Here is a 24,153-nt window from a genome sequence, read left to right on the forward strand (position 1 = left end):
GGGGCATCGGGGCCGCCCGTCCCCGGCTCCGGCCGACCGGGCCCGGCCGGGATCAGCGGCCGCGCGCACCGGTGCGGACCGCGCCCGCGCTCGCCGCCACGACCAGCGCGATCGCCAGGCACTGCACGGGCACGAGCTCCTGACGGAGCACCACGAAGCCGGCCAGGGCCGCGACGGCCGGCGCCAGGCTCATCAGCACCGCGAACGTCGCGGACGGCATCCGGCGCAGCGCCAGCAGTTCGAAGGTGTACGGCAGACCGGAGGACATCACGGCCACGGCCGCGCCGGGGCCCAGCACCGCCGGGTCGAGCAGCCGCGTGCCCGCCGACGCGACGCCCAGTGGCAGGCTCACCAGCGCGGCCACGGCCGCGGGCTCTCACTGCCCGGCGGCCTCGCGGGCGATCCGGTCGAACTGGGCGCCCATCGCCTCGGAGAGCGCCTGGGCCGCGGACAGCGGGCGGACCATCACGGTGAAGTCGTCGATCAGCCCGTCCTCGTCGAAGTGCAGGAAGTCGCAGCCCTGGATCTTCTTGCCCGCCACGGTCGCGGTGAAGACGAAGGCGTGGTCGCGCCCGTCCGGCCCGGCGATCTCGCGGACGTAGGTGAAGTCCTCGAAGACGCGCAGCACGCCGCGCAGGATCGCCGCGGTGATGGCCTTGCCCGGGTAGGGCTTGAACGCCACGGGGCTGGTGAACACCACCTCGTCGGCGAGCAGGGCCTCGATGGCCTTCTCGTCGCGGTCCTCGACGGCCTGGCGGAACGGGTGCATCGAAGCACTCCCCACTACTCAACAATGCGACTAGGTGTCTCTGCGAGTATGAGTCCGCCGCGGCAGGCCTGTCCAGACCCGCCCGTCGTGTCCGGACCCGGCCAGACCCGCCCGACCCGCCAGACCCGCCCGACCCGCCCGACCCGCCAGACCCGCCCCCGGGCACGCTGCGCGCGATCCGCGATTAGTCGCTTTGTTGACCAATGACCCGGGTGCTACGTTGACGCCATGGCTCTGCGGAACGCGTTGATGGCCGCCCTCCTGGACGGCGAGGCCTCCGGGTACGACCTCGCCAAGGGCTTCGACGCCTCGGTGGCCAACTTCTGGATGGCCACCCCCCAGCAGCTCTACCGCGAGCTGGAGCGCATGGAGGCCGACGGGCTGATCGCGGCCCGCGTGGTCGAGCAGGAGCGCCGCCCCAACAAGCGCCTCTTCTCCCTCACCGACGCCGGACTCGCCGCGGTCCACGCGTACACCGCCGAGCTCCCGAGCCGGCCGAGCACCATCCGCGACGAACTCATGGTCAAGGTGCAGAGCGTCGACGCCGGCGACGCCGCGGCCGTGCGGGCCGCCGTCGCCGAGCGGATGGAGTGGGCCCGCGCCAAGCTCGCCCGCTACGAGCGCCTGCGCGCCAGGCTGCTCGACGGCCGCACCGAGGAGCAGCACCTCGCCGAGGCCGAGCGCATCGGCCCGTACCTCACCCTGCAGCGCGGCATGGCCTTCGAGCAGGAGAACATCCGCTGGGGCGAGACCGCCCTCCGCGTCCTGGAACAGCGGTCGGCCGTCCGCCGCTGACCCGCCCGCGCCGGCCGGACGCCCGCGCACGCCCCCGAGGGGATCAGCCCCGCAGCACCGTCGCCTCGCGCTGTGCGGAGAGGAGGTCCTGCTGCCGCTGCAGCCGGGCGATCTGCTCCGCCAGGGAGTCCAGCCGCTCGTCCATGACCGTCCCTGACGGAGTCCCTGTCCCTGACGACCGAGGTGTCCGGCTCCGGACCCGGCATCCTGCTCGCCCACGGCGCCTCCGGCGACATCCCGAACAACTTCGGCGCGCTGATCCCGCTCCTCGGCCGGGACCACACCGTCGTCGCTCCCTCCTACCCGGCCGACGACACTCCCCTGCAGCTGGACCGCCTGGCCGACGCCCTCGTCGAGAGTGCGGTCGGGGCAGGTGTCGAGACCTTCACGGTGGTCGGCTACTCGCTGGGCACGGCGGTGGCGGTCCGGGCCGCCGCCCGCCACCCCGCCCGGGTGCGCGGGCTCGTCCTGGCGGCCGGCTTCGCGAAGGCGGACAACCGGCTCCGGCTGCTGGTGCAGCTGTGGCAGGACGCACTCGACCGCGGCGATCTCGACGGCTTCGCCCGCCTCGCCCTCACCACGGGCTTCGGCACCGACTTCGTCAACGCCCTTCCGCCCGAGGCGTTTCCCGCCCTGGTCTCCCAGGTGGCCGCGGCCGTCCCCGCCGGCACCCGGGCGCAGGCCGGGCTGATCGCCGAGGCCGACACCACGGGCGACCTCGCGTCGATCACCGTGCCCACCCTCGTCGTCAACGCGACCGCCGACCTGCTGGTCTCCCCGGCCGACTCACGGTTCCTGGCCGAGTCGATCCGCGGCTCGGAGTACGCCGAGCTGCCCGTCGGCCATGTGCTGATGGCCGAACAGCCCGAGCAGTGGCACGACGTGGTCACCGGCTTCCTGGCCCGCCACGGCCGCTGAACAGCGCCGCACCACCACCGGTCACCCGGTCGACGGCGGAACCGCACGGCGCTTCCGCTCAGGAACCGCCCGGCCGCCCCGGGCCCGTGCCGGTCCCCGTGGCCGCCGACAGGGCCGCGGTCACGGCGGCCTCCGGGCTGTCGGCCTCGACCGGGCCGGGCGGTACCACCGGCGCCGGGCCGCCCCCGGCGACCCGCCAGCCGCCGAGCGCGACCACCGGCCGGCCGGCACGGAGGGCGAGGGCGACCTCGCTGAGGGTCCCCCAGCTGCCGCCCACCGCGATGACGGCGTCCGCGGCGGCGACCACGAGGCCGTTGCGCAGCTGCCCCATCCCCGTGGGGAGCGCGATGGAGAGGTACGGGTTGGCGGCCGCACGGTCCCGCCCCGGGAGCAGGCCGACCGAGACCCCGCCGCCCGCACGGGCGCCCCGGGCCGCGGCGGCCATCACGCCGCCCAGCCCACCGCAGACCACGACGGCCCCGCGCTCGGCGAGCAGCCGGCCGACCGCCTCGGCGGCCGCGTCCTCCTCCGGCCCGACGTCACCCGGTCCGACGACGGCGACGTAGGGCACGGAGGAGGACGTGGAAGCGCTCACACCGCCAGCCTACGGCCGTGGGCTCAGGACAGGCAGCCGACGTGCGCGAGGGCCCGCTTCAAAAGCACTCCCTGGCCGCCGGGCATCTCCTGCTGCACCAGCGGCGAGGAGGCCTCCTGCGGGCTGAACCAGACCAGGTCGAGTGCGTCCTGGCGCGGCCGGCAGTCGCCCGCCACCGGGATGATGTAGGCGAGGGAGACGGCGTGCTGGCGGGGGTCGTGGAACTCGGTGATGCCCAGGGTCGGGAAGTACTCGGCGACGGTGAACGGCTGCAGCGAGGCCGGGATCCGGGGCAGTGCCACCGGTCCGAGGTCCTTCTCCAGGTGCCGTAGCAGGGCGTCGCGGATCCGCTCGTGGTGCAGCACGCGCCCGGAGACCAGCGTCCGGCTGACCGTCCCGTCCGGCCCGATCCGCAGCAGGAGCCCGATCTGGGTGACCTCGCCGGCGTCATCGACGCGCACCGGCACGGCCTCGACGTACAGGATCGGCATCCGGGCCCGCGTGGTCTCGAGTTCCTCGGGAGCGAGCCAGCCGGGCGTGGTTTCCGTCGTGTCAGACATAGGGTGATCGTACGTTCCCCGGTCTCCCCCGCACTGACGCCCCGCCAGCATACGCCGGCCCGCGCCACCGGAGCCGGACTCGGCCGCGGCGCGCCGCCGGAAAACCGGTTGACCCACCGAACCCGCTCCCCGAGGCTGCCGCCGTGACGAACACCGACAGACCCCGGATCGACGCCGCCCGCTGGCAGCGCATCCGCGAGAACGACTGCACCCTTCCCGACGGAGCCCATCTCCCCGCCCTGGTCGACGAGTTGGCCGAGGCCCTGCGCGACCCCGACCCGGCCGTCCGGGACGGCGCACCGTACACGGTGCTCCGCCTCTGGATCGAGCGGGACGTGATCGACGAACCCCAGCGCGCCCGGCTCGGGGCAGTGATGGCCGAGCGCTTCGCGGACCCGGAGATCCAGGCCAGGACGTTCGCGCCGCTCGTCCTCGACATGATCGCGACCCGTGGCGACTTCGACGAGTCGTGGCTGGCGGCGTTCTGCCGCTGGTACCCCGCCGAGACCGATCTGCGCGGCCACGACGCCGAGTTGGGCTGGCTGCACGCCGTGGCGCACGGAGCCGATCTGCTCGGCACGTTCGGCCGCCACCCCGCCGTGGACCCGGCCGCGATGCTCGCCCTCGCGGCCGAGCGCCTGCTGGCACCGACCGACCAGATCCTCGCGCAGCAGGAGGACGACCGCCTGGGTCATGCCCTCGCCCGCATCCTGGCCCGCCCGGGGCTTACCGCCGAGCAGTCCGTGCAGTGGCTTGACCCCATCGAGGCGCACTTCGCCGCCGGCCGGCCGGCAGGCGCTCCCACCACGCCGGCACACACCTCCAACTGCCTGCGGACGCTGCGCGCACTCTACGTCCTCGCCGATCTGGGCGTCCGGGACGGCAACGCCGCCCCGCTCGAACAGCTCACGCACGCCGCCACCGTGAAGCGCCGCCTGGCGGAGGTCCTCGCCCGGGCCTGACCGGGCCCGGGGCGCAGCGGGGCCCGGGGCGGGTGCGCCCCGTCCGGCTGCGGCGCGGACCCGCCGCCGACCGTGCCGCAGCCGGACGATCACCGATCGCAGAACGCCCATCACCCGCAGTGTCCGGTCGCCCCCTGTACACGAGCCCACACTCTGTGCTGACATGTACGCGTCAACTCCGGGCCGGCTCGGACCGACAACACCGCGCCCGCCCCGGTTCCGTGGACCATGGAAGGGGAAGCCCATGCTGCTCCGCGCACTGGCCGCGACGGGGATCGTCGCCGCATCGCTCACCGCCTCACCGGCCTCCGCCGGCACGCTCCCGACGCCGCCCGACAAGATCGTCATCGATGTCGCGACGGTCAACGGCTCCGGCTGCCCGGCAGGAACGGCCGCCGTGGCCGTCTCCGCGGACAACACCGCCTTCACCGTCACGTACAGCAGCTACCTCGCCCAGGTGGGGGTCGGCTCGAAGCCGACCGACTTCCGCAAGAACTGTCAGCTCAGCCTGGTCGTCCACGTCCCGCAGGGCTTCACGTACGCCATCGCCTCCGCCGACTACCGCGGCTTCGCCCACTTGGAGAAGGGCGCGAGCGGCACCCAGCGGGCCAACTACTACTTCCAGGGCCAGGCCCAGACCGCCTACCAGAACCACCGGTTCAACGGCCCGACCGACGACAACTGGCAGGCGACCGACGTCGTCGACGTCGCCGCCCTCGTCTACGCCCCCTGCGGCGAACAGCGCAACTTCAACATCAACACCGAACTGCGGGTCAGCGCCGGCAATTCGGACACCAGCCACACCACCAGCTTCATGACGATGGACTCGACGGACGGGGACATCAACACGGTCTACCACATGGCCTGGAAGCACTGCCCCTGATTCCACCTCCCCCGGCGCAGCGCCGCAGTGCCCCGGCTGCGGCGCTGCGCCACGCCCGCTCCAGGCCGGCCACCGGATCCACGGCCCCGGATCTGCGGCCCCGATCACGGCCACCCCGCCCCCGCGAGCAGCCCGAGTCGGCTCCGATCAACCCACTGTCAGGACAGGCTCCTTGACCGACCGACAGGCAAATCCGTCCACGCTGTTGACAGATATTCCAACAGTGGTGATCCTCATCACATCGAGTACGCGGGACATGACAGTCGGCCCGGCCGGGTGACCGTGTGCCTCTCGGGTGCCCTGGGCGGGCCGGCTGCGCGCGACCGCGTCGTCCGCTCGTCACAGACCTGAGTGGTGACCATGACGCAACTCCCCCACACCCACCCCCGACCGCACCGACAACCCCGCCCCCTCACCCGCCCCCGCCGGAGCAGGTTCAGGATCGCGACGGTCCTGTCCGCGCTCCTCACCCTGTTCGCCGTGGTGCTCGCCGCTCCGGCGCCGGCCGCCTCGGGCGAGACCGGCTGGTGGGTCCCGACCGCGCGGCCCGCACCCGACTCGCAGATCAACGTCACGGGCGAGCCCTTCAAGGGCACCGACGCGCAGGGGCACGTGCGCGGCTTCGTCGACGCGCACACCCACCTGATGTCCAACGAGGCGTTCGGCGGCCGCCTCATCTGCGGCAAGACCTTCTCCCCGCAGGGCATCGCCGACGCACTCAAGGACTGCCCCGAGCACTACCCCGACGGATCGCTCGCGATCTTCGACTTCATCACCAAGGGCGGCGACGGCAAGCACGACCCGAACGGCTGGCCGACCTTCGTCGACTGGCCCGCCCACGACTCGATGACCCACCAGCAGAGCTACTACGCCTGGGTCGAGCGGGCGTGGCGCGGCGGCCAGCGCGTTCTCGTCAACGACCTGGTCACCAACGGCGTGATCTGCTCGGTCTACTTCTTCAAGGACCGCAGCTGCGACGAGATGACCTCCATCCGCCTGCAGGCCCAGAAGACGTACGAGCTGCAGGCCTACATCGACGCGATGTACGGCGGCCCGGGCAAGGGCTGGTTCCGGATCGTCACCGACAGCGGCCAGGCCCGCGACGTCATCCAGCAGGGCAAGCTGGCGGTCGTCCTGGGCGTGGAGACCTCCGAGCCGTTCGGCTGCAAGCAGATCCTGGACATCGCGCAGTGCAGCCGCGCCGACATCGACCGCGGCCTGGACGAGCTCTACGGGCTCGGCGTGCGCAGCATGTTCCTCTGCCACAAGTTCGACAACGCGCTGTGCGGGGTCCGCTTCGACGAGGGCGGCCTCGGCACGGCGATCAACGTCGGCCAGTTCCTGTCGACCGGCACGTTCTGGCAGACGGAGAAGTGCGCCGGGCCGCAGCACGACAACCCGATCGGCCTGGCCCCGGCCGCGGAGGCCCAGGCCCAACTGCCCCCGGGCGTGGCGGTCCCGTCGTACGCGGGCGATGCCCAGTGCAACACCCGCGGCCTCACCGAGCTGGGCGAGTACGCCGTCCGCGGCATGATGAAACGCAAGATGATGCTCGAAGTGGACCATATGAGCGTCAAGGCGGCCGGCCGCGCCTTCGACATCCTGGAGTCCGAGTCGTACCCGGGCGTGATCTCCTCGCACAGCTGGATGGACCTCGACTGGACCGAGCGGGTGTACAAGATGGGCGGCTTCGTGGCCCAGTACATGCACGGCGCCGAGGGGTTCAGCTCGGAGGCGAAGCGCACCGACGCGCTGCGCGACAAGTACCACGTGGGCTACGGCTACGGCACCGACATGAACGGCGTCGGCGGCTGGCCCGGCCCGCGCGGCACGGACACCCCCAACCCGGTGCAGTACCCGTTCCGCAGCGTCGACGGCGGCTCGGTCATCGACCGCCAGACCACCGGCGAGCGGACCTGGGACATCAACACCGACGGCGCCGCGCACTACGGCCTCGTCCCGGACTGGATCGAGGACATCCGCCAGGTCGGCGGGCAGGACGTGGTGGACGACCTCTTCCGGGGCGCCGAGTCCTACCTCACCACCTGGGGGGCCTCGGAGCACCACCGTGCCGCGGTGAACCTCGCCGCGGGTGAGCCCACCGCGGCGAGCTCGACGGAGTGGTGGAACCCCTTCGTCAGCTACGCGTCCGGCCGCTCCGTGGACAGCGACACGGGCACCCGCTGGGCCAGCGAGTGGAGCGACGACCAGTGGCTGCGGATCGACCTCGGCTCCACCCAGCTCGTCGGGCGCGTCACCCTGGACTGGGAGCGCGCCTACGGCCGGGCGTACCGGATCGAGGTCTCGACCGACGGCAGCACCTGGCAGTCCGTCTGGTCGACGACCACCGGTGACGGTGGCCTCGACACCGCACGCTTCGCCGGCGTCCCCGCCCGCTACCTGCGCATCCAGGGGCAGCAGCGGGGCACCCAGTGGGGCTACTCCCTCCACGAGGTCGGCGTCTACAGCATCTGACGCCCGCCCCGTTCCCCCGCAGGCCCCCGGCAGTGCGCGCTGCGCCGCCGGGGGCCTGTCACCGTCCGCACCGGCGCCCGCCGGCAGGCCGTCAGCAGATCCGGGGCAGTTGCTCCCCGAGCGGGAGGTCGACCACCCGGGTGCCACCGAGCGGCGTCCGGGCGACGACCATGCCGGGGTGATCGGTGACGCACTCGCCGATCACCGCGGCCCGTGCGCCCAGCGGGTGGGCCCGCATGGCGGCGAGGACGGCCTCCGCGTGCTCACGCGGCACGAAGGCGACCAGCTTGCCCTCGTTGGCGACGTACATCGGGTCGAGGCCGAGGACGGCACAGGCGTTGGCCACCTGCGGGGGCACGGGGACCGCCCGCTCGCTCAGGGTGACGCCGACGCCCGCGGCCGCCGCGATCTCGTTGAGCGCCGCGGCCAGGCCGCCCCGGGTGGGGTCACGCAGGACGTGCACGTCGGGGGTGACGGCCAGCATGGCCTCGACCAGATCGCCGAGGGCGGCGCAGTCGCTCTCGATCTCCACCCCGAACTCCAGGCCCTCGCGAACGCTCATGATCGCGACCCCGTGCAGGCCGATCTCCCCGCTGACGATCACCACGTCCCCCGGGACGGCGCGCTGCGGCCTGATGTCCACCCCCGCCGGGACGAGGCCGATGCCGGCGGTGTTGAGGTAGATGCCGTCACCGTGGCCGGCCTCGACCACCTTGGTGTCACCGGTGGCGACCTCAACACCGGCCGCCCGGGCGGCCGCGCCGAGCGCCCGGGCGACGCGGTCCACGACGGCCGTCTCCACGCCCTCCTCCAGGATGAACCCGCAGGACAGGTAGGCGGCGCGGGCGCCGCTCATGGCGAGGTCGTTGACGGTTCCGTTGACCGCGAGGTCGCCGATGCTGCCGCCGGGGAAGAAGAGCGGCCGGACGACGTACGAGTCGGTGGAGAAGGCCAGCCGGGCGCCGCCGAGCTCCAGGACGGCGGAGTCGCCGAGCCCGGCGAGCACCGGGCCGCCGAAGGCCGGGGCAAAGACGTTCTCCACCAGCTCGGCCGACATGGCCCCGCCTCCGCCGTGCCCCATCACCACCCGCGGGTGGTCCCGCAGTGGCACCGGGCAGCTCCACCCGGAGAAGTCCGGGGCCTCGGACGGCACTTCGGACGGCGCCGCCACAGGCGCCGCGGACGCCGCCACTGCGCGCGCAGCGGTCGACGCGGCGGTCAGGGTCTCGGTCTCAGCCAACGGGGCTCGCCTCCCGGGGAACACCCGGCGTGCTCAGCCGCCGGTAGAGGTAGTACGCGGCGCAGGCCCCCTCGCTGGACACCATGGTGGCGCCGAGCGGGGTCCGCGGGGTGCAGGTGGTGCCGAAGGCTTCGCACTGGTCCGGCTTCAGCAGGCCCTGCAGGACTTCGCCGGCCCGGCACTGCTCGGGCTCGCAGGTTCTGATCCCGGCCACGTCGAAGCGCTGCTCGGCGTCGAACTCGCGGTAGCGCGGCGAGAGTTGCCAGCCGCTGCGCGGGATGACGCCGATCCCGCGCCAGGCCCGGTCGGTCACCTCGAAGACGTCCTCCAGCACGGCCAGGGCCGCCGGGTTGCCCTCGGGCCGGACGGCCCGCGCGTAGGCGTTCTCGACGGTGTGCTCGCCGCGCTCCAACTGCCGTACGGTGCGCCGGATCCCCTCCAGGATGTCCAGCGGCTCGAAGCCGGTGACCACGATCGGCACCCGGTGGCGCTCGGCCAGCACGGGGTACTCGGCGGTGCCCATCACGCTGCACACGTGCCCGGCGGCGAGGAAGCCCTGGACCCGGCAGTCCGGCGAGTTCATGATCGCCTCGATGGCCGGGGGCACCCGGACGTGCGAGACGAGCATGCTGAAGTTGCGGACGCCCTGCTTCTTCGCCTGGACGACGGCCATCGCGTTGGGCGGGGCGGTGGTCTCGAAGCCGATGCCGAAGAACACGACCTCGCGGTCCGGGTTCTCCCGGGCGATCCGGAGGGCGTCGAGCGGCGAGTACACCACCCGGACGTCGCCGCCCTCACCGCGGACCCGGAAGAGGTCGCGGTCGGTGCCGGGCACCCGCAGCATGTCACCGAACGAGCAGAAGACCACCCCCGGCCGGGCGGCGATCGCCAGCGCGCGGTCGATCACCTCCAGCGGGGTGACGCAGACCGGGCAGCCCGGCCCGTGGATCAACTCGACTTCCTTCGGCAGCAGTTGGTCGATCCCGTGCCGAATGATGGTGTGGGTCTGCCCGCCGCACACCTCCATCAGCGCCCACGGCCGGGTGACCGTCGCCCTGATGTCGGCGAGCAGCCCGCCGGCCAACTCCGGGTTCTGGAAGTCCTCCAGGTACTTCACCGCAGCTCCTCCTTCATCGGGCCGCCGGCCGCCGCCTCCCACGGGTCACCGAACTCCTCCTGCAGCAGGCCGAGTTCGGCGAAGAGGTCGAGCGTCCGGCGCGCCGACTCCTCGTCCAGGCGTTGCAGCGCGAAGCCGACGTGCACGATCGCGTACTCACCCACCTGCAGGTCGGGCAGGTACTCCAGGCAGACGTCCTTGACGACTCCGCCGAAGTCCACCACCGCCATCCGGGCCCCGTCGCGCTCCATGATCTCCATCACCCTTCCGGGCACCGCCAGGCACATGCGGCTCTCTCCTCTCAGGTGGCGGCCGAGCCGGCGGCGGCCCGGGCGGCCACCATCAGCTGGCCGAGCGCCAGTCCTCCGTCGTTGGGCGGCACCCGGCGGTGCCGCAGCACGGTGAATCCGTCCGCCGTCAGGCCGCGCGAACAGGCCGAGGACAGCAGCGCATTGGCGAAGACGCCGCCGGTCAGCGCGACCGTCCCGATGCCGTGCCGCTCCCGGGCGGTCCGGCAGACCGTGCGGACCAGATCGGCCACCGCGCCGTGGAAGCGCGCCGCGACCAGGCCCGCCGGGGCCCCGGCGGCGAGGTCGGCCAGCGCGCCGGCGAACACCGGTGCCGGGTCGGCGGCCAACGCCCCGTCCACCGGCCGCAGGCCGAACGCGTAGCCCTCGGCGGGGCCGTGCGCCAGCGCCGCGGCCTCCAGCTCGATCGCCGCCTGCGCCTCGTACTCGGCCCGCTGGCAGACGCCGGCCAGGGAGGACACCGCGTCGAAGAGCCGCCCCATGCTGGAGGTCGGGACGCAGTTCAGCGACCGCTCCAATTGACGCTCCAACACGCGGAGTTCATCCTCCGGGCAGGCCTGCACCGGCGCCAGCTCGGCCTCCCACGGAAGGCCCGCGGCGCGCAGGTGGGCGAGCGCCATCCGGTACGGGCGGACCACGGCCGCGTCCCCGCCCGGCAGCGGGACGTAGGCGAGGTGGGCGAGTCGGCGGTAGCCGTCGTAGTCGGCCAGCAGGACCTCGCCGCCCCAGACGGCGCCGTCGTCACCGTAGCCGGTGCCGTCGAAGGCGACCCCGATGACCGGGTGGCCGCCGTCGAGGCCGTGCTCGGCCATGACCGAGGCGATGTGCGCGTGGTGGTGCTGCACCACCCGGACCTCCCGCCGCCCGGCCGACGCCCGGGCGTGCCGGACGGACCGGTAGCCGGGGTGCCGGTCCACGGCCAGCAGCTCGGGCCGGACGCCGGTGACCTCGCCGAGGTGCGCCACCGCCCGGTCGAAGGCGTCGAGGGTGGCGAGGTCGTCCATGTCCCCGATGTGGCCGGACAGCCATGCGTAGCCGTCCTGCGCGAGCGCGAAGACGTTCTTGAGGTCGCCGCCGACGGCCAGCACCGGCCGTACCGGCACCGGGAGCGGCAGGGGCAGCGGTGCGTGCCCGCGGGAGCGGCGCACCGGCAGCTGCTCGCCGTCCACGACCCGCACCACCGAGTCCTCGCAGGGCACGTGGATGGGCCGGTCGTGCGTCAGCCAGGCGTCGACCAGCGGCGAGAGCCGGGCGAAGGCGTCCCGGTCGTCGGTGACGATCGGCTCGCCGGAAAGGTTGGCACTGGTCATCACCAGCAGACCGGGGCCGGGCGGGGCGAGCAGCAGGTGGTGCAGCGGCGTGTACGGCAGCATCACCCCTAGGTCGGGGCTGCCCGGTGCCACCCCCTCCAGCGCGGCGTCGAAGGGCGCCGACGCCGAACCGGGCTGCGCCGACGGCGACCCGGCGCACCGGCGCAGCAGGACGATCGGCCGCGCGGGACCGGTCAGCAGCTCCGTCTCCGCCGGCCCCGGACGGACCAGCCCGGCGAGCTCACCGAGGTCCCGGGCCATCAGGGCGAAGGGCTTGGCCCCGCGCCGCTTGCGCCGGCGGAGCCGGGCGACGGTCCCGCCGTTGCGCGCGTCGCAGGCCAGGTGGTAGCCGCCGAGTCCCTTCACGGCCAGGATCGCCCCGGCCTGCAGCAGCCGCCGGGCCTCGGTGAGCGCCCCCTCGCCGTCCAGCGTGGGCAGTCCCGGCATCACGAGCGCCAGTCCGGGTCCACACGCGTGGCAGGCAACCGGCTGGGCGTGGAAGCGCCGGTCGGCGGGGTCGCGGTACTCCCTGGCGCAGTCCCGGCACATCGGGAATTCGGCCATGGTGGTGTTGGCCCGGTCGTACGGCAGGCCGGTGACGATGGTGTGGCGGGGCCCGCAGTTGGTGCAGCTGATGAACGGGTGGCGGTAGCGGCGGTCGGCGGGGTCGGCCAGTTCGGCCAGGCAGTCCGCACAGGTGGCGGTGTCCGGCGGGATCAGCGTCAGCTGCGGACCGTCGGCGCGGGACGGGGCGATGGCGAAGCCCGCCACCCCGGTCGGGGCGAGCGGCTCGTGTTCCACCGAGGCGACCTGCGCCAGCGGTGGCGCGTCGGTGGCGACCCGGCGGCAGAACGCGTCCACCGCCTCCGGCCGCCCCTCCACGTCGGCCAGCACCCCCTGGCCGGTGTTGGTGACGGTGCCGGCCAGGCCGAGTTCGGTGGCGAGGGTGAAGACGAACGGCCGGAAGCCGACGCCCTGGACGAGTCCGCGGACGGCGACCCGGCGCCGCTCCACGACGGCCTGCGGCTGACCGGCCGTCACGACGGTTCCGCCACCCGGGCGTGCGGGTGCGCGTGCCCGTCGGCGGGACCGTGGGCGTGCGCGTGGTCGTCCCCGTGGGCATGATCGCCCCCGTGCAGATGCCCGTCCCCGTGCCCATGCCCGTGCGAGTGCCCGTCCGTGGACGAGTGCCCGTCCGCGGACAAGTGCCCGTCCGTGGACGGGTGGCCGTGCGCGGACGAGGACGCGTGCGCCGACGAGAGGTGGAGCGACGGCGAGGGGGCGGCGTGCGCGTGCCCGTGCGAGGCCGCGGCCGTGCCCGCCATGACCGGCCGGTGCACCGCTGCGCCGTCCAGCACCGCGAGCGCCCGCTCCAGCAGCACTCCCACCCCCTGCCCGGTCCGGGCCGAGGTGAACAGCACCTCCACCCCCGGGTTGACCCGCGCGACGCTCGCCAGGAACGCGGCCTCGTCGAACTCCACCGCCTCCGCGAGGTCCGCCTTGGTCACCAGCACCAGGTTGGCCAGCCCGAACGCGGTCGGGTACTTGAGCGGCTTGTCCTCCCCCTCCGTGGTCGAGGCGAGCACCACCCGCAGCGACTCCCCGAGGTCGTACGAGGCCGGGCAGACCAGGTTGCCGACGTTCTCCACGAACAGCAGCCGGGTGTCCGGCGGCAGCCAGCCCGCCAGGTGCTCCCGGAGCATCGCGGTCTCCAGGTGGCAGAGCCCGTCGGTGAGCACCTGCTTGACCGGGGCGCCGGACCGGGCCAGCCGCACCGCGTCGTTCTCGGTCGCGAGGTCCGCGGTGAGGGCCGCGACCGGCACGCCGCGCCGGCGGGCCAGCCCGAGCTCGGCCTCCAGCAGCGCCGTCTTCCCGCTGCCGGGGCTGGAGAGCAGGTTCACCGCGACCGTTCCGCGGGCCGCGAGTTCGGCGCGCAGTTCCCGTGCACCGTCGTCGTTGCGGGCCAGGACCGCCTGCCGGAGTTCCACCGTGCGACACATCGTTCTCAGCCTTTCCGATCGGCCCGGACGCCGGTGGGGTCCTCCGCCCACTCGACGCCGAGGATCTGCAGCTCCCGGCCGGCCAGCAGTTCGACATCGCCGCCGGCGCAGTGCGGGCAGCCCAGGTCGGGCGGCATGCCCACCGCCCACTCGACGCCGCACGGGGAGCACTTCGCGCGGGCCGGCACCGCCTCGGTCTCCAGTACCGCGCCCTCCACCAGCGTTCCGGTGCAGGCGAGTTCGAAGCAGAAGTCCAGGGCCGAGGGCACCACCCCGGCGAGTTCGCCCACCTGCAGGCGGACCTTGGCCACGCCGTCCGCTCCGTGCTGACGGGCGGCCGCGTCCACCTGCTCGACCACCGCCGTCGCGATCGACATCTCGTGCACCGGCCCCGCTCCCGCCGTTGGAGGCAACAGGGTTCATTACAGGGCGCGGTGGCGGGCATCGGCCGGGAGCCGCGCCGCCACCGCGCCCGGAGTACGCCGTTCGCCGCAATGCGGCGTCCGGACCGTCCCGGCCGGGGCCTCACATCCGCATGATCCGCAGATAGCGCTTCAGGTCGGGCAGGCTCTGCCAGACCAGGGCCGCGACCGCGGCCACCACGGCCACACAGAACACGTTCTTCAGCATGGTGACGCCTCTCTCTTCGCTTGGGTGTCCGCGCCGACCACCCTCAGGATCACGCCGACCGCCTCCTCGACGGCGGCGGCCACCGGGGCACTCAGCCCGATGCCCTCCTCCAGTGACGCCGGCTCGCACCCCACCACGAGGACCCGCTCGGGCGGGGTGCCGCCCGTTCCGGCGGCCAGCGTGGCGAGGAGTGCGAGCACCGCGTCCGGGCCCATGCGGTGCCCGTCCAGCACCGGCGCCCGGGCCTCGCCCGGGGCCTCACCGCCGGACCGCTCGACCGGCCCGGCGTCCGGCTCGATCAGGTAGACCGTGCCCGGCTCGCCGCCGCGCGCGGTGGCGTCGACGAGCACCAGCATCCGGTAGCCGTCCAGGAGCTGGTAGGCCAGGTGCACGCCGCGCACCCCGACGTCGAGGACCTCGACGTCGCCCGGCAGCGGCCGGCCGGCCAGCCGCCGCACCGCCTCCACGCCGAACCCGTCGTCGCCCAGGAAGATGTTGCCCACCCCGGCGACCAGCACCCGGCCGGTCCCGACCGGCGCCCGGTCCTCCACCTGGTCCGTCCGTTCGGTCCGTTCCATCGACTCCGTCACGGCTCCTCCAGCGGGGTGACCTCGTCCGGCTGGAAGTAGCGGAACCGGCCCTGGGCCCGCCACAGGTCGGCGCCGGGGTCGTCCTCCACCGTCACGGCGAGGTGCACCGAGCCGTCGACGTCGTGCAGCACGGCCTCGACGACGGCGGTGCGCCCGTGCAGGAAGAGGTCCTGGGCGTCGGTGCGGCGCTGCCCGGGCCGGAGCAGCACCCGGCTGCCGGCGCCGACCTCGCGGCCGTCGACCACCACCCGGTCCCGGTCGGGGTCGGCCTCCGCTTCGGCGGCCGGGTCCCACCAGGGCTGCTCGGGCGCGTTCCCGGTGATCTCTCGCAGGCCCCGCACCGCGCCGTGCAGCCGCTCCAGCACCTCCGGGGGCATCGAGTCGGCGAGGTCGATCACGGCGCCCGCCCGCTCGTCCGTGCCCCGGGCCTCGCGCTTCTCGCGGTCGGTCAGGGCGGCGGTCCGCAGGGCGAGGATCTCGTCGATCTCGGTCGCGTCGTAGAGCGCACCGGGGCTCTCGGGTGCGACGTTCGGGTGGTCCTCCAGGATGATCGGCGAGGAGAGCACGACCTGGGCGCGGCCGGGCGGGCCGGCCAGGACGGGCCAGGTGTGCTCGTTGCGGCACTGTCCGGCGGCCGACCGGGCCCACTCGGGCGGGTCCGTGACCGACAGGAAGGCGCCGCGGTCGAGTCCGAGCAGCAGGTGCGCCGAGACCAGCGCGCGCGGCAGCGCCGCGTCCCGCCGGGCCTCGGCCGGCGGCGTCCAGTCGGCGGTGTTCTCCACCACGACGGTCAGCCTCCGCACCGCGTACGGGCCCGGCACCTCCTGCGCCGAGAGCCGCAGCAGCCCGGCGACGCGTTCGCGTCGGCGCAGGACCCGGCCGACCGGCGTACCGTCCTCGCGGAGCGCCTCCATCTCCTCGCAGGCCGGCAGGTCGAACCGCCGGACGATCCCGTCGCCGGCCAACTCCTCAACGGGTACGAGGAGTTCGATCCGCTCCTCGACGCCCTCGTCCCAGGGGACGAGGACCCGGTCGGCGAGCTCCAGCTCGTCGACGGATTCGAACCCGCCGGTGGCGGTGGCGCGTTGGACGGTCCGGCGCTGGGCCCGCAGGAACCGCAGCTCCACGGCGAGCCGGTCGCCGGGCCGCGGCTCCATCAGGCACTCGGTGCGCTGGTGGGAGTGCTCCCCGCTGTCCTCGCCGTAGCCGGGCGGGACCAGGACGCCGAACTGCCAGCGCAGCCGGTTCTTGGCCGCCGAGGCGCGGTAGGGGTAGAGCACGTAGCCCTCGAAGAGGACGGCGTCGGCGATCTGCCGGGCCTGGGCGAACCGTCGGTCGACCTCCTCCGGGAAGACCCTGCCCGGCGCGCCGGGACGCGGAGCGCCGCTACCCGCGACACCCGTGCCCACGACACCCTCGCCGGGGAGACCCGTGCCCGCGGTGGTCATCGGACGGCCCCCGCGGTCTCGGCCGCGCCCAGCAGCTCGCGGACGGTGGCCTCCCAGGACGGCAGGGCCCGGCGGGACCGGTAGGCGAGCAGCTCCGCCATCAGGTCGCCCGGCAGCCGCAGCCACCCGCAGCCCGGGAAGTGCTGGTCGATCATCTCCCGCCAGACCTTCACGGGCATCCGCACCGTGGCCTCGCGGTCCCAGGGCACCGGGGCGACCTGGAACCCGCCGGGGCCGGTGAACGCCGTGCCGGAGAACAGCAGCAGCAGCGGCACGTCGCCGCCGTCCAGTGCCGCGAGGTAGCGGGCGCAGGCCACGTCCATGTCGTAGGTGCACGGGACGACCAGGTCCGCCTCGGTCTCGCCGGTGAAGCCCGGCACCATCAGGGGGACTTGGGCGAACTGGACCGGGTTCAGGGTGCTGCCCCAGCGCGAGCGCTCGCCGAACAGGTCGGCCAGCCGCTCGCCCTCGGCCTCGCCGTAGGAGCGCCGGGCGGGTTCGATCCGCAGCTGGCAGCGGAGCGCCAGGGCGTGGACCGCCGTCCCGGCGGGGGCGGTGATGCGCAGCCGGAAGAGCAGGGTCGGCCCGGCGGCGTGGGGGTCGGCCCGCACACCGGTGCAGGCGAAGGAGAGGGCGGTCACGAGGCCGCCTCCGCCCGCAGCGGCCGCGCCCGGTCGGCGACCCGGGCGAAGAAGGCGTCGAGCTCGGCCCGGGCCTCCTGGCCGCCGTCGAAGCCCTTCCAGCACCGCCGGAGCCGGCCGACCAGTTCGTAGCAGGCGTCGATCGGGACGAGGAAGCACCGGACCTCGTCCGCCGCCGTCCGGCGCAGCAGCAGCGCCTCGACGTCGGGCCGGAGTTCGGCGGCGAGCCGTCCGCCGCCGAGCGCGGCCTGCCAGGCCTCCTCGTCCGGCTCGCTCTCGGTCGCCCCGCCGGGGCCCGGGTAGAGCAGCACCAGCCGGTCGTGCCGGGAGTTGCGGAAGACGAAGGCGGTGCCGACCGGGACGCCGAGTGCCGTCCACTCCCGGTCGCCGAGCCGGTGATCCGGGTCGGCCAGGTAGCGGTCGGGCACGGTCCGGTAGCGGCCGCCGGCCGCGCCGGGCTGCTGGAAGAGCAGCGAGCACGCCGTGCAGACGCAGGTGAGGGCCTGCTCCTCGGTGTCCACCAGGTGGCGGTGGTCGACGGGGACGGCGCTGCCGCAGAACGCGCAGCGCTCCGGCTGCGGGGGTGCGGGCTCGCGCAGCCGGCGCAGCAGGGCGGTGCCGGGGCGGGTGAGTTGACGGGTGCTCATCGCACCTCCGCCGGGGCCGCGGGGCGGGTGCCGATCTGCAGCAGCTGCGGGGCGTGCTCCAGCTCCACCGCCGTCACCTCGGGGGCGTGGCAGGCGAGGGCGCCCTCGATGTCCTGCTCGGTGCAGCCGCAGCCGCTCCGGGACCGGCGCACCCGCAGGCTGCCGGTCGCGGTGTCGAAGCCGAGCACCTCGACGGGTTCGGGCAGCTGGGCGAGCGCGCGGGCGATCCGCGCGGCGGTGTCCTCGGGGTGGAGGTCGTGCAGCACCAGCAGCCCGGCCACCGCCGGGTCGTCCAGCAGCCGGGCCAGGGTCGCGGGCGGGAGCGCGCCGACGAGCCGGGCGAGGCCGTCCCCGTAGAAGGCCATCAGCTCGCGGACGAGCTGTTCGCCCGCCGCCTGCGCGCCTTCGCCGGCGAGCTCGTCGAGGGCCTCCTGGATGCGCAGTCCGGTCTGCTCCGCCGTCATGCGGTGAGCCCGCTCAGACCCGTGGGCACGTGCATCTTCTGCACGGTCCGGCCGCCGCCGACGTACATGTGGACGCCGCAGGGCAGGCAGGGGTCGAAGCTGCGGACGGCGCGCATGATGTCGATGCCCTTGAAGGTGTCCGGCGGGTTCTCCTCGAAGATCGGCGTGTTCTGCACCGCGTCCTCGTAGGGGCCGGGCGTGCCGTAGCTGTCGCGGACGCTGGCGTTCCACGGGGTCGGCGGGTACGGGTGGTAGTTGGCGATCTTGCCGTCCCGGATCACCATGTGGTGCGACAGGACGCCGCGGACGGCTTCGGTGAAGCCGCAGCCGATGGACTCGTCCGGGACCTCGAAGCGCTCCCAGGTCTGGCTGCGGCCGGCCCGGACCTCGTCGAGGGCCTTCTCGGCGAAGTGCAGGGCCGCGGCGGCCGCGTAGGCCTGGAAGTAGGTGCGGGCGCGGTTGCGCTCGATGGCGTTGCTCCACTGCGGGATCTTCCACTCGAAGGTGACCTCGGGCTTGGTCATCGAGCGGGGCAGGTTGATCTGGACGCTGTGGCCGGTGGCCTTGATGTAGCCGATGTCGACGAGGCCGGAGAGCGCGGTGGACCAGAGGCGGGCGATCGGGCCGCCGCCGGTGTCGAGGGCGAGGTGGTCGGTACCGTCGAACCAGCGCGGGGACATCACCCAGCTGTACTTGTCGTCGAAGTTGCGCTTCTGCGGGGCGGGGACGGTGTGCTGGTTCCACGGGTGCCGCGGGTCGACCGGGTTGCCCAGCGGGTCGTGGGTGACGAAGAGCTCCTTGCCCTGCCAGTCCTCGTAGTAGGAGCTGCCGAGCAGGATGCGGATGCCGAGGTTGATCTGCGTGAGGTCGTTGGTGACCAGCTTGCCGTCCACGACGATGCCCGGGGTGACGAACATCTTCCGTCCCCAGTCCGTCATGTTGCGGTAGGTGAAGTCGCAGTGGTCCGGGTCGTTGAGGCTGCCCCAGCAGCCGAGCAGGACGCGGCGGCGGCCGACCTCCTCGTAGCCGGGCAGCGCCTGGTAGAAGAAGTCGAAGAGGTCGTCGTGGAGCGGGACCACCTTCTTCATGAACTCGACGTAGCGCATCAGCCGGGTCAGGTAGTCGGTGAAGAGCTGGACCGTCGCCACCGTGCCGACGCCGCCCGGGTAGAGCGTGGAGGGGTGCACGTGGCGGCCCTCCATCAGGCAGAACATCTCCCGGGTGTAGCGGCTGACCTGGAGGGCCTCGCGGTAGAACTCGCCCTCGATCGGGTTGAGCGAGCGCATGATGTCGGCGATGGTCTTGTAGCCGTGGTCGCCGGCGTGCGGGGCCTCGGTGCGCTCGGCCAGTTCCAGGACACCGGGGTTGGTCTCGCGGACCATCTTCTCGCAGTAGTCGACCCCGACCAGGTTCTCCTGGAAGATGTTGTGGTCGAACATGTACTCGGCGGCCTCGCCGAGGTTGATGATCCACTCACCGAGGTGCGGGGGCTTCACCCCGTACGCCATGTTCTGGGTGTAGACCGAACAGGTGGCGTGGTTGTCCCCGCAGATGCCGCAGATGCGGCTGGTGATGAAGTGCGCGTCGCGCGGGTCCTTGCCCCGCATGAAGACGCTGTAGCCGCGGAAGACCGAGGAGGTGCTGTAGCACTCCGCGACCCTCTTCTGCTTGAAGTCGATCTTCGTGTGGATGCCCAGGCTGCCCACGATCCGGGTGATCGGGTCCCAGGACATCTCCACCAGGCCGCTGCCGTCGCCGGTCGCCTTGGTCGTCGGTGCCATCGTGTCTGTCGTGCCCTTCTGGAAGCGGGAGGGTCGGCGGCGCACGGGCCGCGGACGGGGTGGGCGGCGGAGCGGCCGCGGACCATGGTGGGGTCAGCGGCTGAGCGGGCCGCGCGCACGGGGTGCGGCGGCCCGCCGGGTCACCACGGGGGCCGGTAGCCGGTCGTCAGCTTGCGCCCGGTGTGGCGCCACTTCGGTTCCTTGTCGACGGTGGCCATGGTGATCGAACGAAGCCTCCGGATCACCGCGCCGTACGCCGAGGAGGCGCCGGAGGAGATCCGGGAGCCGGGCGGCGGGTCCATGAACGGCATGAACTTGTCCGGGAAGCCGGGCATGGTGCAGGCGATGCAGATGCCGCCGACGTTGGGGCAGCCGCCGATGCCGTTGGTCCAGCCGCGCTTCGCGACGTTGCACTTGACGACCGGGCCCCAGCAGCCGAGCCGCACCAGGCACTCCGGTGTGCCGTAGTCGGTGGCGAACTGCCCCTGCTCGTAGTAGCCGCCGCGGTCGCAGCCCTCGTGCACGGTGGCGCCGAACAGCCAGGTCGGGCGGAGCTTGTCGTCCAGCGGGATCATCGGCGCGGAGCCGGCCAACTGGTAGAGCAGGTAGGTGAGCGTCTCGGCGAAGTTGTCCGGCTGGATGGGACAGCCGGGCACGCAGACGATGGGCAGACCCGCCTTGGACTTCCAGCCCCACCCGAGGTAGTCGGGGACGCCCATGGCGCCGGTCGGGTTGCCGGCCATGGCGTGGATGCCGCCGTAGGTGGCACAGGTGCCGATCGCGACGACGGCGGTGGCCTTGGGCGCGAGCCGGTCGAGCCACTCACTGGTGGTGATCGGCTGGCCGGTCTCCGGGTCGTCGCCGAAGCCGCACCAGTAGCCCTCCTTCTTGATGCTCTCGTTCGGGATGGAGCCCTCGACGACCAGGACGAACGGCTCGATCTCGCCGCGGTCGGCCTTGAAGAACCACTCCACGAAGTTGTCCGCGCCCTGCACCGGGCCGCACTCGAAGTCGATCAGCGGCCAGTGGACGGCGATCTTCGGCAGGCCGGGCAGCGCGCCGGTGACGATCTCCTCGATGCTCGGCTGCATGGCGGCGGTCAGGGAGACCGAGTCGCCGTCGCAGCTCAGGCCCGCGTTGATCCAGAGAATGTGCACCACGTCGGTATCGGTGGCGCTCGTTTCCGCAGCACCCATGAGGATGCCTCCTCAGAACTGGAGCCGGACAAAATGGCTCGAACCAGTCATAGCAGCGGTTGCTCCCGTCCGCCGGTCCACGGAGCCGGGCGAGCACCCCTAAGGGACGCAAGCCGTGGCGGCCGTTCGGGCTACGGCACCGCCGGCGCGGGCTGCCCGACTGCCGCGGCGGCGTGCGCGGGTGACGGCTGCTTGCGGACGAAGGCGGCGCGCAGCGCGTGGTAGGGGGAATCGGGCGAGAAGAACTGGCGGTGCATCACGGCCAGCTCCTCGTACCGGTGGTCGGCGAGCGGCTTGGCGGACTCGTCGGCCTCCCGGGCGGCCTTCTTGGCGGCGATCCGGCCCTGCACGGCCGGCGAGGCGGCGAGCAGTCCGGCCAGTCGGCGTGCCTCTCCCCCGAACTCCTGCGGGGTGCACGGCAGTACCCGGTCGATCAGCCCGCTCCGCTCGGCGGCCGCGGCGCTCACCGGGAGCGCCTGCCCGGTGAGCCGGCGGGCCTCGGCGTCACCGACCCGGCGCGGCAGGGTGTACGTCCAGTACTCCGAGCCGTGCAGGCCCATCAGGCGGTAGTGCGGGTTGAGCACCACGCCCTGCCGGCACCAGACCTCGTCGGCCGCCAGCGCCAGCATCACCCCGCCCGCGGCGGCGTTGCCGCCGAGGGCCGCGACCACCAGGCGGTCGGTGGTGGTGAGGACCTGCTCGACCAGGTCGTCGATGGCGTTGATGTTCGCCCAGGACTCGGCCGCCTGGTCGGCCGCGGCCTCGATCACGTTGAGGTGGATGCCGTTGGAGAAGAAGTCGCGGCCGCCGCCCAGGACCAGCACGGAGGTTGGGCGGGTCAGCGCGAAGCGGTAGGCCTCCAGCAGGCGGCGGCAGTGCGCGGTGCTCATCGCGCCGCCGGGGCAGGAGAACCGGAGCAGGCCGACCGGGCCGTCCTCCCGGTACCGGATGTCCGACCAGACCGGGTCGTCCGGCGCCGGCATCAGCGGCGCGGCGGCCTCGGGCAGGCTCGGCAGCGCGTCGCCCAGCGCGGTGACGGCCGGCAGCTTGATGCCGGCCGCGCCGCCCGGTCGGCGGCGCCGGCGCAGTTCGGGGATCCAGACCGCACCGTCGGCCGTCGCCCGGCAGACCGCCCCGGCCCGGGTCGCCAGCAGCTCGCCGGGCCGGCCGCGGAGCCGGTGCTCCGGGTGGCCGCCGTGCAGGAACCACTCGTCCCCGAGCAGTTCGTCGAGCACGCCGGGCCGGGAGTCCGCAGCGCGGAGCTTGCGCACGGCGGTGTCGGTGGTGTCGCGGGCCCAGTCGATCCGCCGCGCCTCCTGCCGCAGGTAGGGCCGGGTGTGGTCGGGCACCCGCCAGTCGGGCCCGCTCTGCGGGCGCGGGGTGTACGTGCCGGAGTCGAACCGCTCCACGGACAGAAGCACGGCCGCCACCGCGGCGTCCGAGACCTCGTTGCGGTAGAGGTCGCTCTTGCCGGCCGGCGGCAGCAGGCAGGCGGCCTCGGCCCAGATGTCGCCGGCGTCCATCACCTCGTCGGCCTGGAGCACCGTCACGCCCCAGTCGGCCGCTCCCTCGTGGATCGCCCAGTCGAGGGACGACGGCCCCCGGTCCCCCGGCGGGCCGGGGTGCACGATCAGGCACGTCACGGCCGACCAGACGTCGCGCGGGAGCGCCGTGCGCAGCATCGGTGCGACCACCAGCTCCGGGGCCGACCGCCGTACGGCGGCCCGGAGCCCGTCGTCGTCCCGGGCGAGGTGGACGTCCACGGTGTGCCGCCGGTCCCGCAGCTCGGTGTGGACGCGCTGGGTGAGGCTGTTGTACGCACTCGCGACGAGCAGGATCCGCATGTCCGACTCCGGCTGTGAGGCACCTGGGAACCCGGCGATCATCCGTCCCGGCCCGCCTCCGCCCGGCCGCACCGCGCCGCCCGTTCACCCGGCCGGCGGGTACCGGCCGGGCGGGGGTTCGGTCCGACGGAGCGTCGGGGCGGGCCCGTGGCCGGGCCCCTGTCGGGGCGCCGGGCCGGTGCCCGGCCTGTCCTCCGACCGGGTGCGAGGGCGTGTCCGGGAGACGGGCGCCGGGCCGGGGGCCGGTGTGCCCGGGTCATCTGCCGTCCCACCGGGCGCGGTCCGGTGGCCGTCCGGCGTGCGGAGAGGTTGCATGGGGTGACCGAGTCCCAGAGATCGGGAGGCTGCCGTGTACGAGATGTGGGCCGAGCAGGACCCCGCGGTCACCCCACCGACCGTGGTGTGGCACGTGGTGGCGAAGGACGACGCCTCGACGTCGCTCTGCGGGCGTTTCCTCGAACCCGCCCAGCGGGTGGTACCGGCCGTGGACGGTTCGCAGACCGCGCCGCCCGACCGGTACTGCGACCCCTGTCTGGTGACCGTCCGGGAGGCCATGACGGCGGCCGCCCGGTAGCCCGGGTGGCCGAGCGGCGTTCGGGCCACCGGGCTACCGGGTGTCCGGGCGCCGGGTGAACGCCGCGCGGTACGCGCTGGGGGTGAGCCCGGTCCGCCGCGTCAGGTGTTGCCGCAGGGAGTCGGTGGTGGCGAGCCCGCTGAGCCGGGCCACCCGGTCCACCGGCAGGTCCGTCGTCTCCAACAGCTCCTGCGCCCGGATCACCCGCTGGTGGAGCAGCCACTGGAGCGGACTGAGGCCGGTCTCCTCCTGGAACCGGCGGGCCAGCGTGCGGACGCTGGCCCGCGCGTGGGCGGCGAGGTCGGCCCGGGTGAGCGGTTCGTACAGGCGCTCCAGTGCCCAGACGCGGGTCGCGGCGCACTCGCCGTTCACCCTCACGGTGGGGGCCCAGGTGCTGAGCGGCGAA

The 24,153-nt window shown here is 73.7% G+C and carries 24 protein-coding genes and 2 pseudogenes; 6 read left to right on the forward strand and 20 right to left on the reverse strand.

Annotated elements, in window-relative coordinates:
* Positions 1 to 52: 52 nt before the first annotated feature.
* Both ACIPSC_RS08105 and ACIPSC_RS08110 read right to left on the reverse strand, forming a co-directional pair.
* Positions 53 to 367: pseudogene (locus ACIPSC_RS08105) on the reverse strand (EamA family transporter); the annotation flags it as partial.
* Between the two features lie 9 nt (positions 368 to 376).
* On the reverse strand, positions 377 to 769 hold the full coding sequence (locus tag ACIPSC_RS08110) for a nuclear transport factor 2 family protein (protein ID WP_400824171.1): 393 nt from the start codon (positions 767 to 769) through the stop codon (positions 377 to 379).
* A gap of 228 nt (positions 770 to 997) precedes the next feature.
* Between ACIPSC_RS08110 and ACIPSC_RS08115 the strand changes: the two genes are divergently transcribed.
* Together ACIPSC_RS08115 and ACIPSC_RS08120 are read left to right on the forward strand one after the other, a co-directional pair.
* Entirely contained in the window at positions 998 to 1,564 is a 567-nt protein-coding gene (locus ACIPSC_RS08115; RefSeq protein WP_400824173.1) for a PadR family transcriptional regulator, read from the forward strand.
* A 183-nt stretch (positions 1,565 to 1,747) separates the two neighbouring features.
* Positions 1,748 to 2,482 carry an alpha/beta fold hydrolase gene (locus tag ACIPSC_RS08120; RefSeq protein ID WP_400824174.1) on the forward strand — a complete coding sequence of 245 codons (735 nt, stop codon included), beginning with the start codon at positions 1,748 to 1,750 and terminating at the stop codon, positions 2,480 to 2,482.
* A 58-nt stretch (positions 2,483 to 2,540) separates the two neighbouring features.
* On the opposite strand, the gene ACIPSC_RS08125 is transcribed toward ACIPSC_RS08120, so the two are convergent.
* Positions 2,541 to 3,077, reverse strand: a complete 537-nt coding sequence (locus ACIPSC_RS08125; protein WP_400824175.1) for a TIGR00725 family protein — start codon at positions 3,075 to 3,077, stop codon at positions 2,541 to 2,543.
* A 23-nt stretch (positions 3,078 to 3,100) separates the two neighbouring features.
* Positions 3,101 to 3,637: an NUDIX hydrolase family protein gene (locus ACIPSC_RS08130; RefSeq protein ID WP_238949493.1), complete on the reverse strand. Its 537-nt coding sequence runs from the start codon at positions 3,635 to 3,637 to the stop codon at positions 3,101 to 3,103.
* A 143-nt stretch (positions 3,638 to 3,780) separates the two neighbouring features.
* Between ACIPSC_RS08130 and ACIPSC_RS08135 the strand changes: the two genes are divergently transcribed.
* The 3 genes from ACIPSC_RS08135 to ACIPSC_RS08145 all read left to right on the forward strand — a co-directional run bounded on the left by ACIPSC_RS08135 (position 3,781) and on the right by ACIPSC_RS08145 (position 7,957).
* Entirely contained in the window at positions 3,781 to 4,599 is an 819-nt protein-coding gene (locus ACIPSC_RS08135; protein WP_400824176.1) for a DUF2785 domain-containing protein, read from the forward strand.
* A gap of 244 nt (positions 4,600 to 4,843) precedes the next feature.
* On the forward strand, positions 4,844 to 5,482 hold the full coding sequence (locus tag ACIPSC_RS08140) for a DUF4360 domain-containing protein (protein ID WP_400824177.1): 639 nt from the start codon (positions 4,844 to 4,846) through the stop codon (positions 5,480 to 5,482).
* Between the two features lie 360 nt (positions 5,483 to 5,842).
* The gene (locus tag ACIPSC_RS08145) at positions 5,843 to 7,957 is read left to right on the forward strand and encodes a discoidin domain-containing protein (protein ID WP_400824178.1); all 2,115 of its coding nucleotides are present in this window, start codon (positions 5,843 to 5,845) and stop codon (positions 7,955 to 7,957) included.
* Between the two features lie 91 nt (positions 7,958 to 8,048).
* Here ACIPSC_RS08145 and hypE read toward each other — a convergent pair whose 3' ends face one another.
* The 15 genes from hypE to ACIPSC_RS08220 form a co-directional block, all read right to left on the reverse strand.
* Complete coding sequence (gene hypE / locus ACIPSC_RS08150; protein WP_400824539.1) at positions 8,049 to 9,128, reverse strand: hydrogenase expression/formation protein HypE; 1,080 nt, start codon at positions 9,126 to 9,128, stop codon at positions 8,049 to 8,051.
* A gap of 61 nt (positions 9,129 to 9,189) precedes the next feature.
* Positions 9,190 to 10,314 carry a hydrogenase formation protein HypD gene (gene hypD / locus ACIPSC_RS08155; protein WP_400824179.1) on the reverse strand — a complete coding sequence of 375 codons (1,125 nt, stop codon included), beginning with the start codon at positions 10,312 to 10,314 and terminating at the stop codon, positions 9,190 to 9,192.
* Positions 10,311 to 10,601: a HypC/HybG/HupF family hydrogenase formation chaperone gene (locus ACIPSC_RS08160; protein WP_400824180.1), complete on the reverse strand. Its 291-nt coding sequence runs from the start codon at positions 10,599 to 10,601 to the stop codon at positions 10,311 to 10,313. Before ACIPSC_RS08160 ends, hypD begins: the two co-directional genes overlap by 4 nt.
* Before the next feature lie 14 nt (positions 10,602 to 10,615).
* Positions 10,616 to 12,973, reverse strand: a complete 2,358-nt coding sequence (hypF, locus tag ACIPSC_RS08165; protein ID WP_400824181.1) for a carbamoyltransferase HypF — start codon at positions 12,971 to 12,973, stop codon at positions 10,616 to 10,618.
* Complete coding sequence (gene hypB / locus ACIPSC_RS08170) at positions 12,970 to 13,932, reverse strand: hydrogenase nickel incorporation protein HypB (protein WP_400824182.1); 963 nt, start codon at positions 13,930 to 13,932, stop codon at positions 12,970 to 12,972. The genes hypF and hypB overlap by 4 nt, the downstream gene beginning before the upstream one ends.
* A 5-nt stretch (positions 13,933 to 13,937) precedes the next feature.
* Complete coding sequence (gene hypA, locus ACIPSC_RS08175) at positions 13,938 to 14,318, reverse strand: hydrogenase maturation nickel metallochaperone HypA (protein ID WP_400824183.1); 381 nt, start codon at positions 14,316 to 14,318, stop codon at positions 13,938 to 13,940.
* A gap of 139 nt (positions 14,319 to 14,457) precedes the next feature.
* Positions 14,458 to 14,562 carry a DUF6893 family small protein gene (locus ACIPSC_RS08180; protein WP_400824184.1) on the reverse strand — a complete coding sequence of 35 codons (105 nt, stop codon included), beginning with the start codon at positions 14,560 to 14,562 and terminating at the stop codon, positions 14,458 to 14,460.
* On the reverse strand, positions 14,556 to 15,140 hold the full coding sequence (locus ACIPSC_RS08185) for a hydrogenase maturation protease (RefSeq protein WP_400824540.1): 585 nt from the start codon (positions 15,138 to 15,140) through the stop codon (positions 14,556 to 14,558). The genes ACIPSC_RS08180 and ACIPSC_RS08185 overlap by 7 nt, the downstream gene beginning before the upstream one ends.
* An 8-nt stretch (positions 15,141 to 15,148) precedes the next feature.
* On the reverse strand, positions 15,149 to 16,600 hold the full coding sequence (locus ACIPSC_RS08190; RefSeq protein WP_400824186.1) for a hypothetical protein: 1,452 nt from the start codon (positions 16,598 to 16,600) through the stop codon (positions 15,149 to 15,151).
* Positions 16,597 to 17,241, reverse strand: coding sequence for a DUF6084 family protein (locus tag ACIPSC_RS08195; protein ID WP_400824187.1), 645 nt, complete (start codon positions 17,239 to 17,241; stop codon positions 16,597 to 16,599). The genes ACIPSC_RS08190 and ACIPSC_RS08195 overlap by 4 nt, the downstream gene beginning before the upstream one ends.
* A complete protein-coding gene (locus ACIPSC_RS08200) occupies positions 17,238 to 17,888 on the reverse strand; it encodes a DUF5947 family protein (RefSeq protein WP_400824189.1) in 651 nt (216 codons plus the stop codon). Before ACIPSC_RS08200 ends, ACIPSC_RS08195 begins: the two co-directional genes overlap by 4 nt.
* A complete protein-coding gene (locus ACIPSC_RS08205) occupies positions 17,885 to 18,352 on the reverse strand; it encodes a thioredoxin (protein ID WP_400824190.1) in 468 nt (155 codons plus the stop codon). Before ACIPSC_RS08205 ends, ACIPSC_RS08200 begins: the two co-directional genes overlap by 4 nt.
* Positions 18,349 to 20,133: a nickel-dependent hydrogenase large subunit gene (locus ACIPSC_RS08210; protein ID WP_400824191.1), complete on the reverse strand. Its 1,785-nt coding sequence runs from the start codon at positions 20,131 to 20,133 to the stop codon at positions 18,349 to 18,351. The genes ACIPSC_RS08205 and ACIPSC_RS08210 overlap by 4 nt, the downstream gene beginning before the upstream one ends.
* Before the next feature lie 140 nt (positions 20,134 to 20,273).
* Complete coding sequence (locus ACIPSC_RS08215; protein WP_400824192.1) at positions 20,274 to 21,329, reverse strand: hydrogenase expression protein HypE; 1,056 nt, start codon at positions 21,327 to 21,329, stop codon at positions 20,274 to 20,276.
* A gap of 131 nt (positions 21,330 to 21,460) precedes the next feature.
* Positions 21,461 to 23,173 (reverse strand): enoyl-CoA hydratase-related protein, encoded by a 1,713-nt coding sequence (locus ACIPSC_RS08220; RefSeq protein WP_400824193.1) that lies wholly within the window; start codon positions 23,171 to 23,173, stop codon positions 21,461 to 21,463.
* A gap of 349 nt (positions 23,174 to 23,522) precedes the next feature.
* Between ACIPSC_RS08220 and ACIPSC_RS08225 the strand changes: the two genes are divergently transcribed.
* The gene (locus ACIPSC_RS08225; RefSeq protein ID WP_400824194.1) at positions 23,523 to 23,747 is read left to right on the forward strand and encodes a hypothetical protein; all 225 of its coding nucleotides are present in this window, start codon (positions 23,523 to 23,525) and stop codon (positions 23,745 to 23,747) included.
* Between the two features lie 33 nt (positions 23,748 to 23,780).
* Here ACIPSC_RS08225 and ACIPSC_RS08230 read toward each other — a convergent pair.
* Positions 23,781 to 24,107, reverse strand: a pseudogene (locus ACIPSC_RS08230) (helix-turn-helix domain-containing protein); the annotation flags it as partial.
* Positions 24,108 to 24,153: the final 46 nt, after the last annotated feature.

Origin of the sequence: Kitasatospora sp. NPDC090091 (assembly GCF_044747365.1) — a bacterium.
Classification (GTDB): Bacteria; Actinomycetota; Actinomycetes; order Streptomycetales; family Streptomycetaceae; genus Kitasatospora.

Coding starts and splice junctions, on each gene's coding strand:
- ACIPSC_RS08110 (WP_400824171.1), bottom strand. CDS start 769: ATGCACCCGTTCCGCCAGGCCGTCGAGGACCGCGACGAGAAGGCCATC.
- ACIPSC_RS08115 (WP_400824173.1), top strand. CDS start 998: ATGGCTCTGCGGAACGCGTTGATGGCCGCCCTCCTGGACGGCGAGGCC.
- ACIPSC_RS08130 (WP_238949493.1), bottom strand. CDS start 3,637: ATGTCTGACACGACGGAAACCACGCCCGGCTGGCTCGCTCCCGAGGAA.
- ACIPSC_RS08140 (WP_400824177.1), top strand. CDS start 4,844: ATGCTGCTCCGCGCACTGGCCGCGACGGGGATCGTCGCCGCATCGCTC.
- ACIPSC_RS08145 (WP_400824178.1), top strand. CDS start 5,843: ATGACGCAACTCCCCCACACCCACCCCCGACCGCACCGACAACCCCGC.
- ACIPSC_RS08160 (WP_400824180.1), bottom strand. CDS start 10,601: ATGTGCCTGGCGGTGCCCGGAAGGGTGATGGAGATCATGGAGCGCGAC.
- hypB (WP_400824182.1), bottom strand. CDS start 13,932: ATGTGTCGCACGGTGGAACTCCGGCAGGCGGTCCTGGCCCGCAACGAC.
- ACIPSC_RS08180 (WP_400824184.1), bottom strand. CDS start 14,562: ATGCTGAAGAACGTGTTCTGTGTGGCCGTGGTGGCCGCGGTCGCGGCC.
- ACIPSC_RS08185 (WP_400824540.1), bottom strand. CDS start 15,140: ATGGAACGGACCGAACGGACGGACCAGGTGGAGGACCGGGCGCCGGTC.
- ACIPSC_RS08190 (WP_400824186.1), bottom strand. CDS start 16,600: ATGACCACCGCGGGCACGGGTCTCCCCGGCGAGGGTGTCGTGGGCACG.
- ACIPSC_RS08200 (WP_400824189.1), bottom strand. CDS start 17,888: ATGAGCACCCGTCAACTCACCCGCCCCGGCACCGCCCTGCTGCGCCGG.
- ACIPSC_RS08205 (WP_400824190.1), bottom strand. CDS start 18,352: ATGACGGCGGAGCAGACCGGACTGCGCATCCAGGAGGCCCTCGACGAG.
- ACIPSC_RS08210 (WP_400824191.1), bottom strand. CDS start 20,133: ATGGCACCGACGACCAAGGCGACCGGCGACGGCAGCGGCCTGGTGGAG.
- ACIPSC_RS08215 (WP_400824192.1), bottom strand. CDS start 21,329: ATGGGTGCTGCGGAAACGAGCGCCACCGATACCGACGTGGTGCACATT.
- ACIPSC_RS08220 (WP_400824193.1), bottom strand. CDS start 23,173: ATGCGGATCCTGCTCGTCGCGAGTGCGTACAACAGCCTCACCCAGCGC.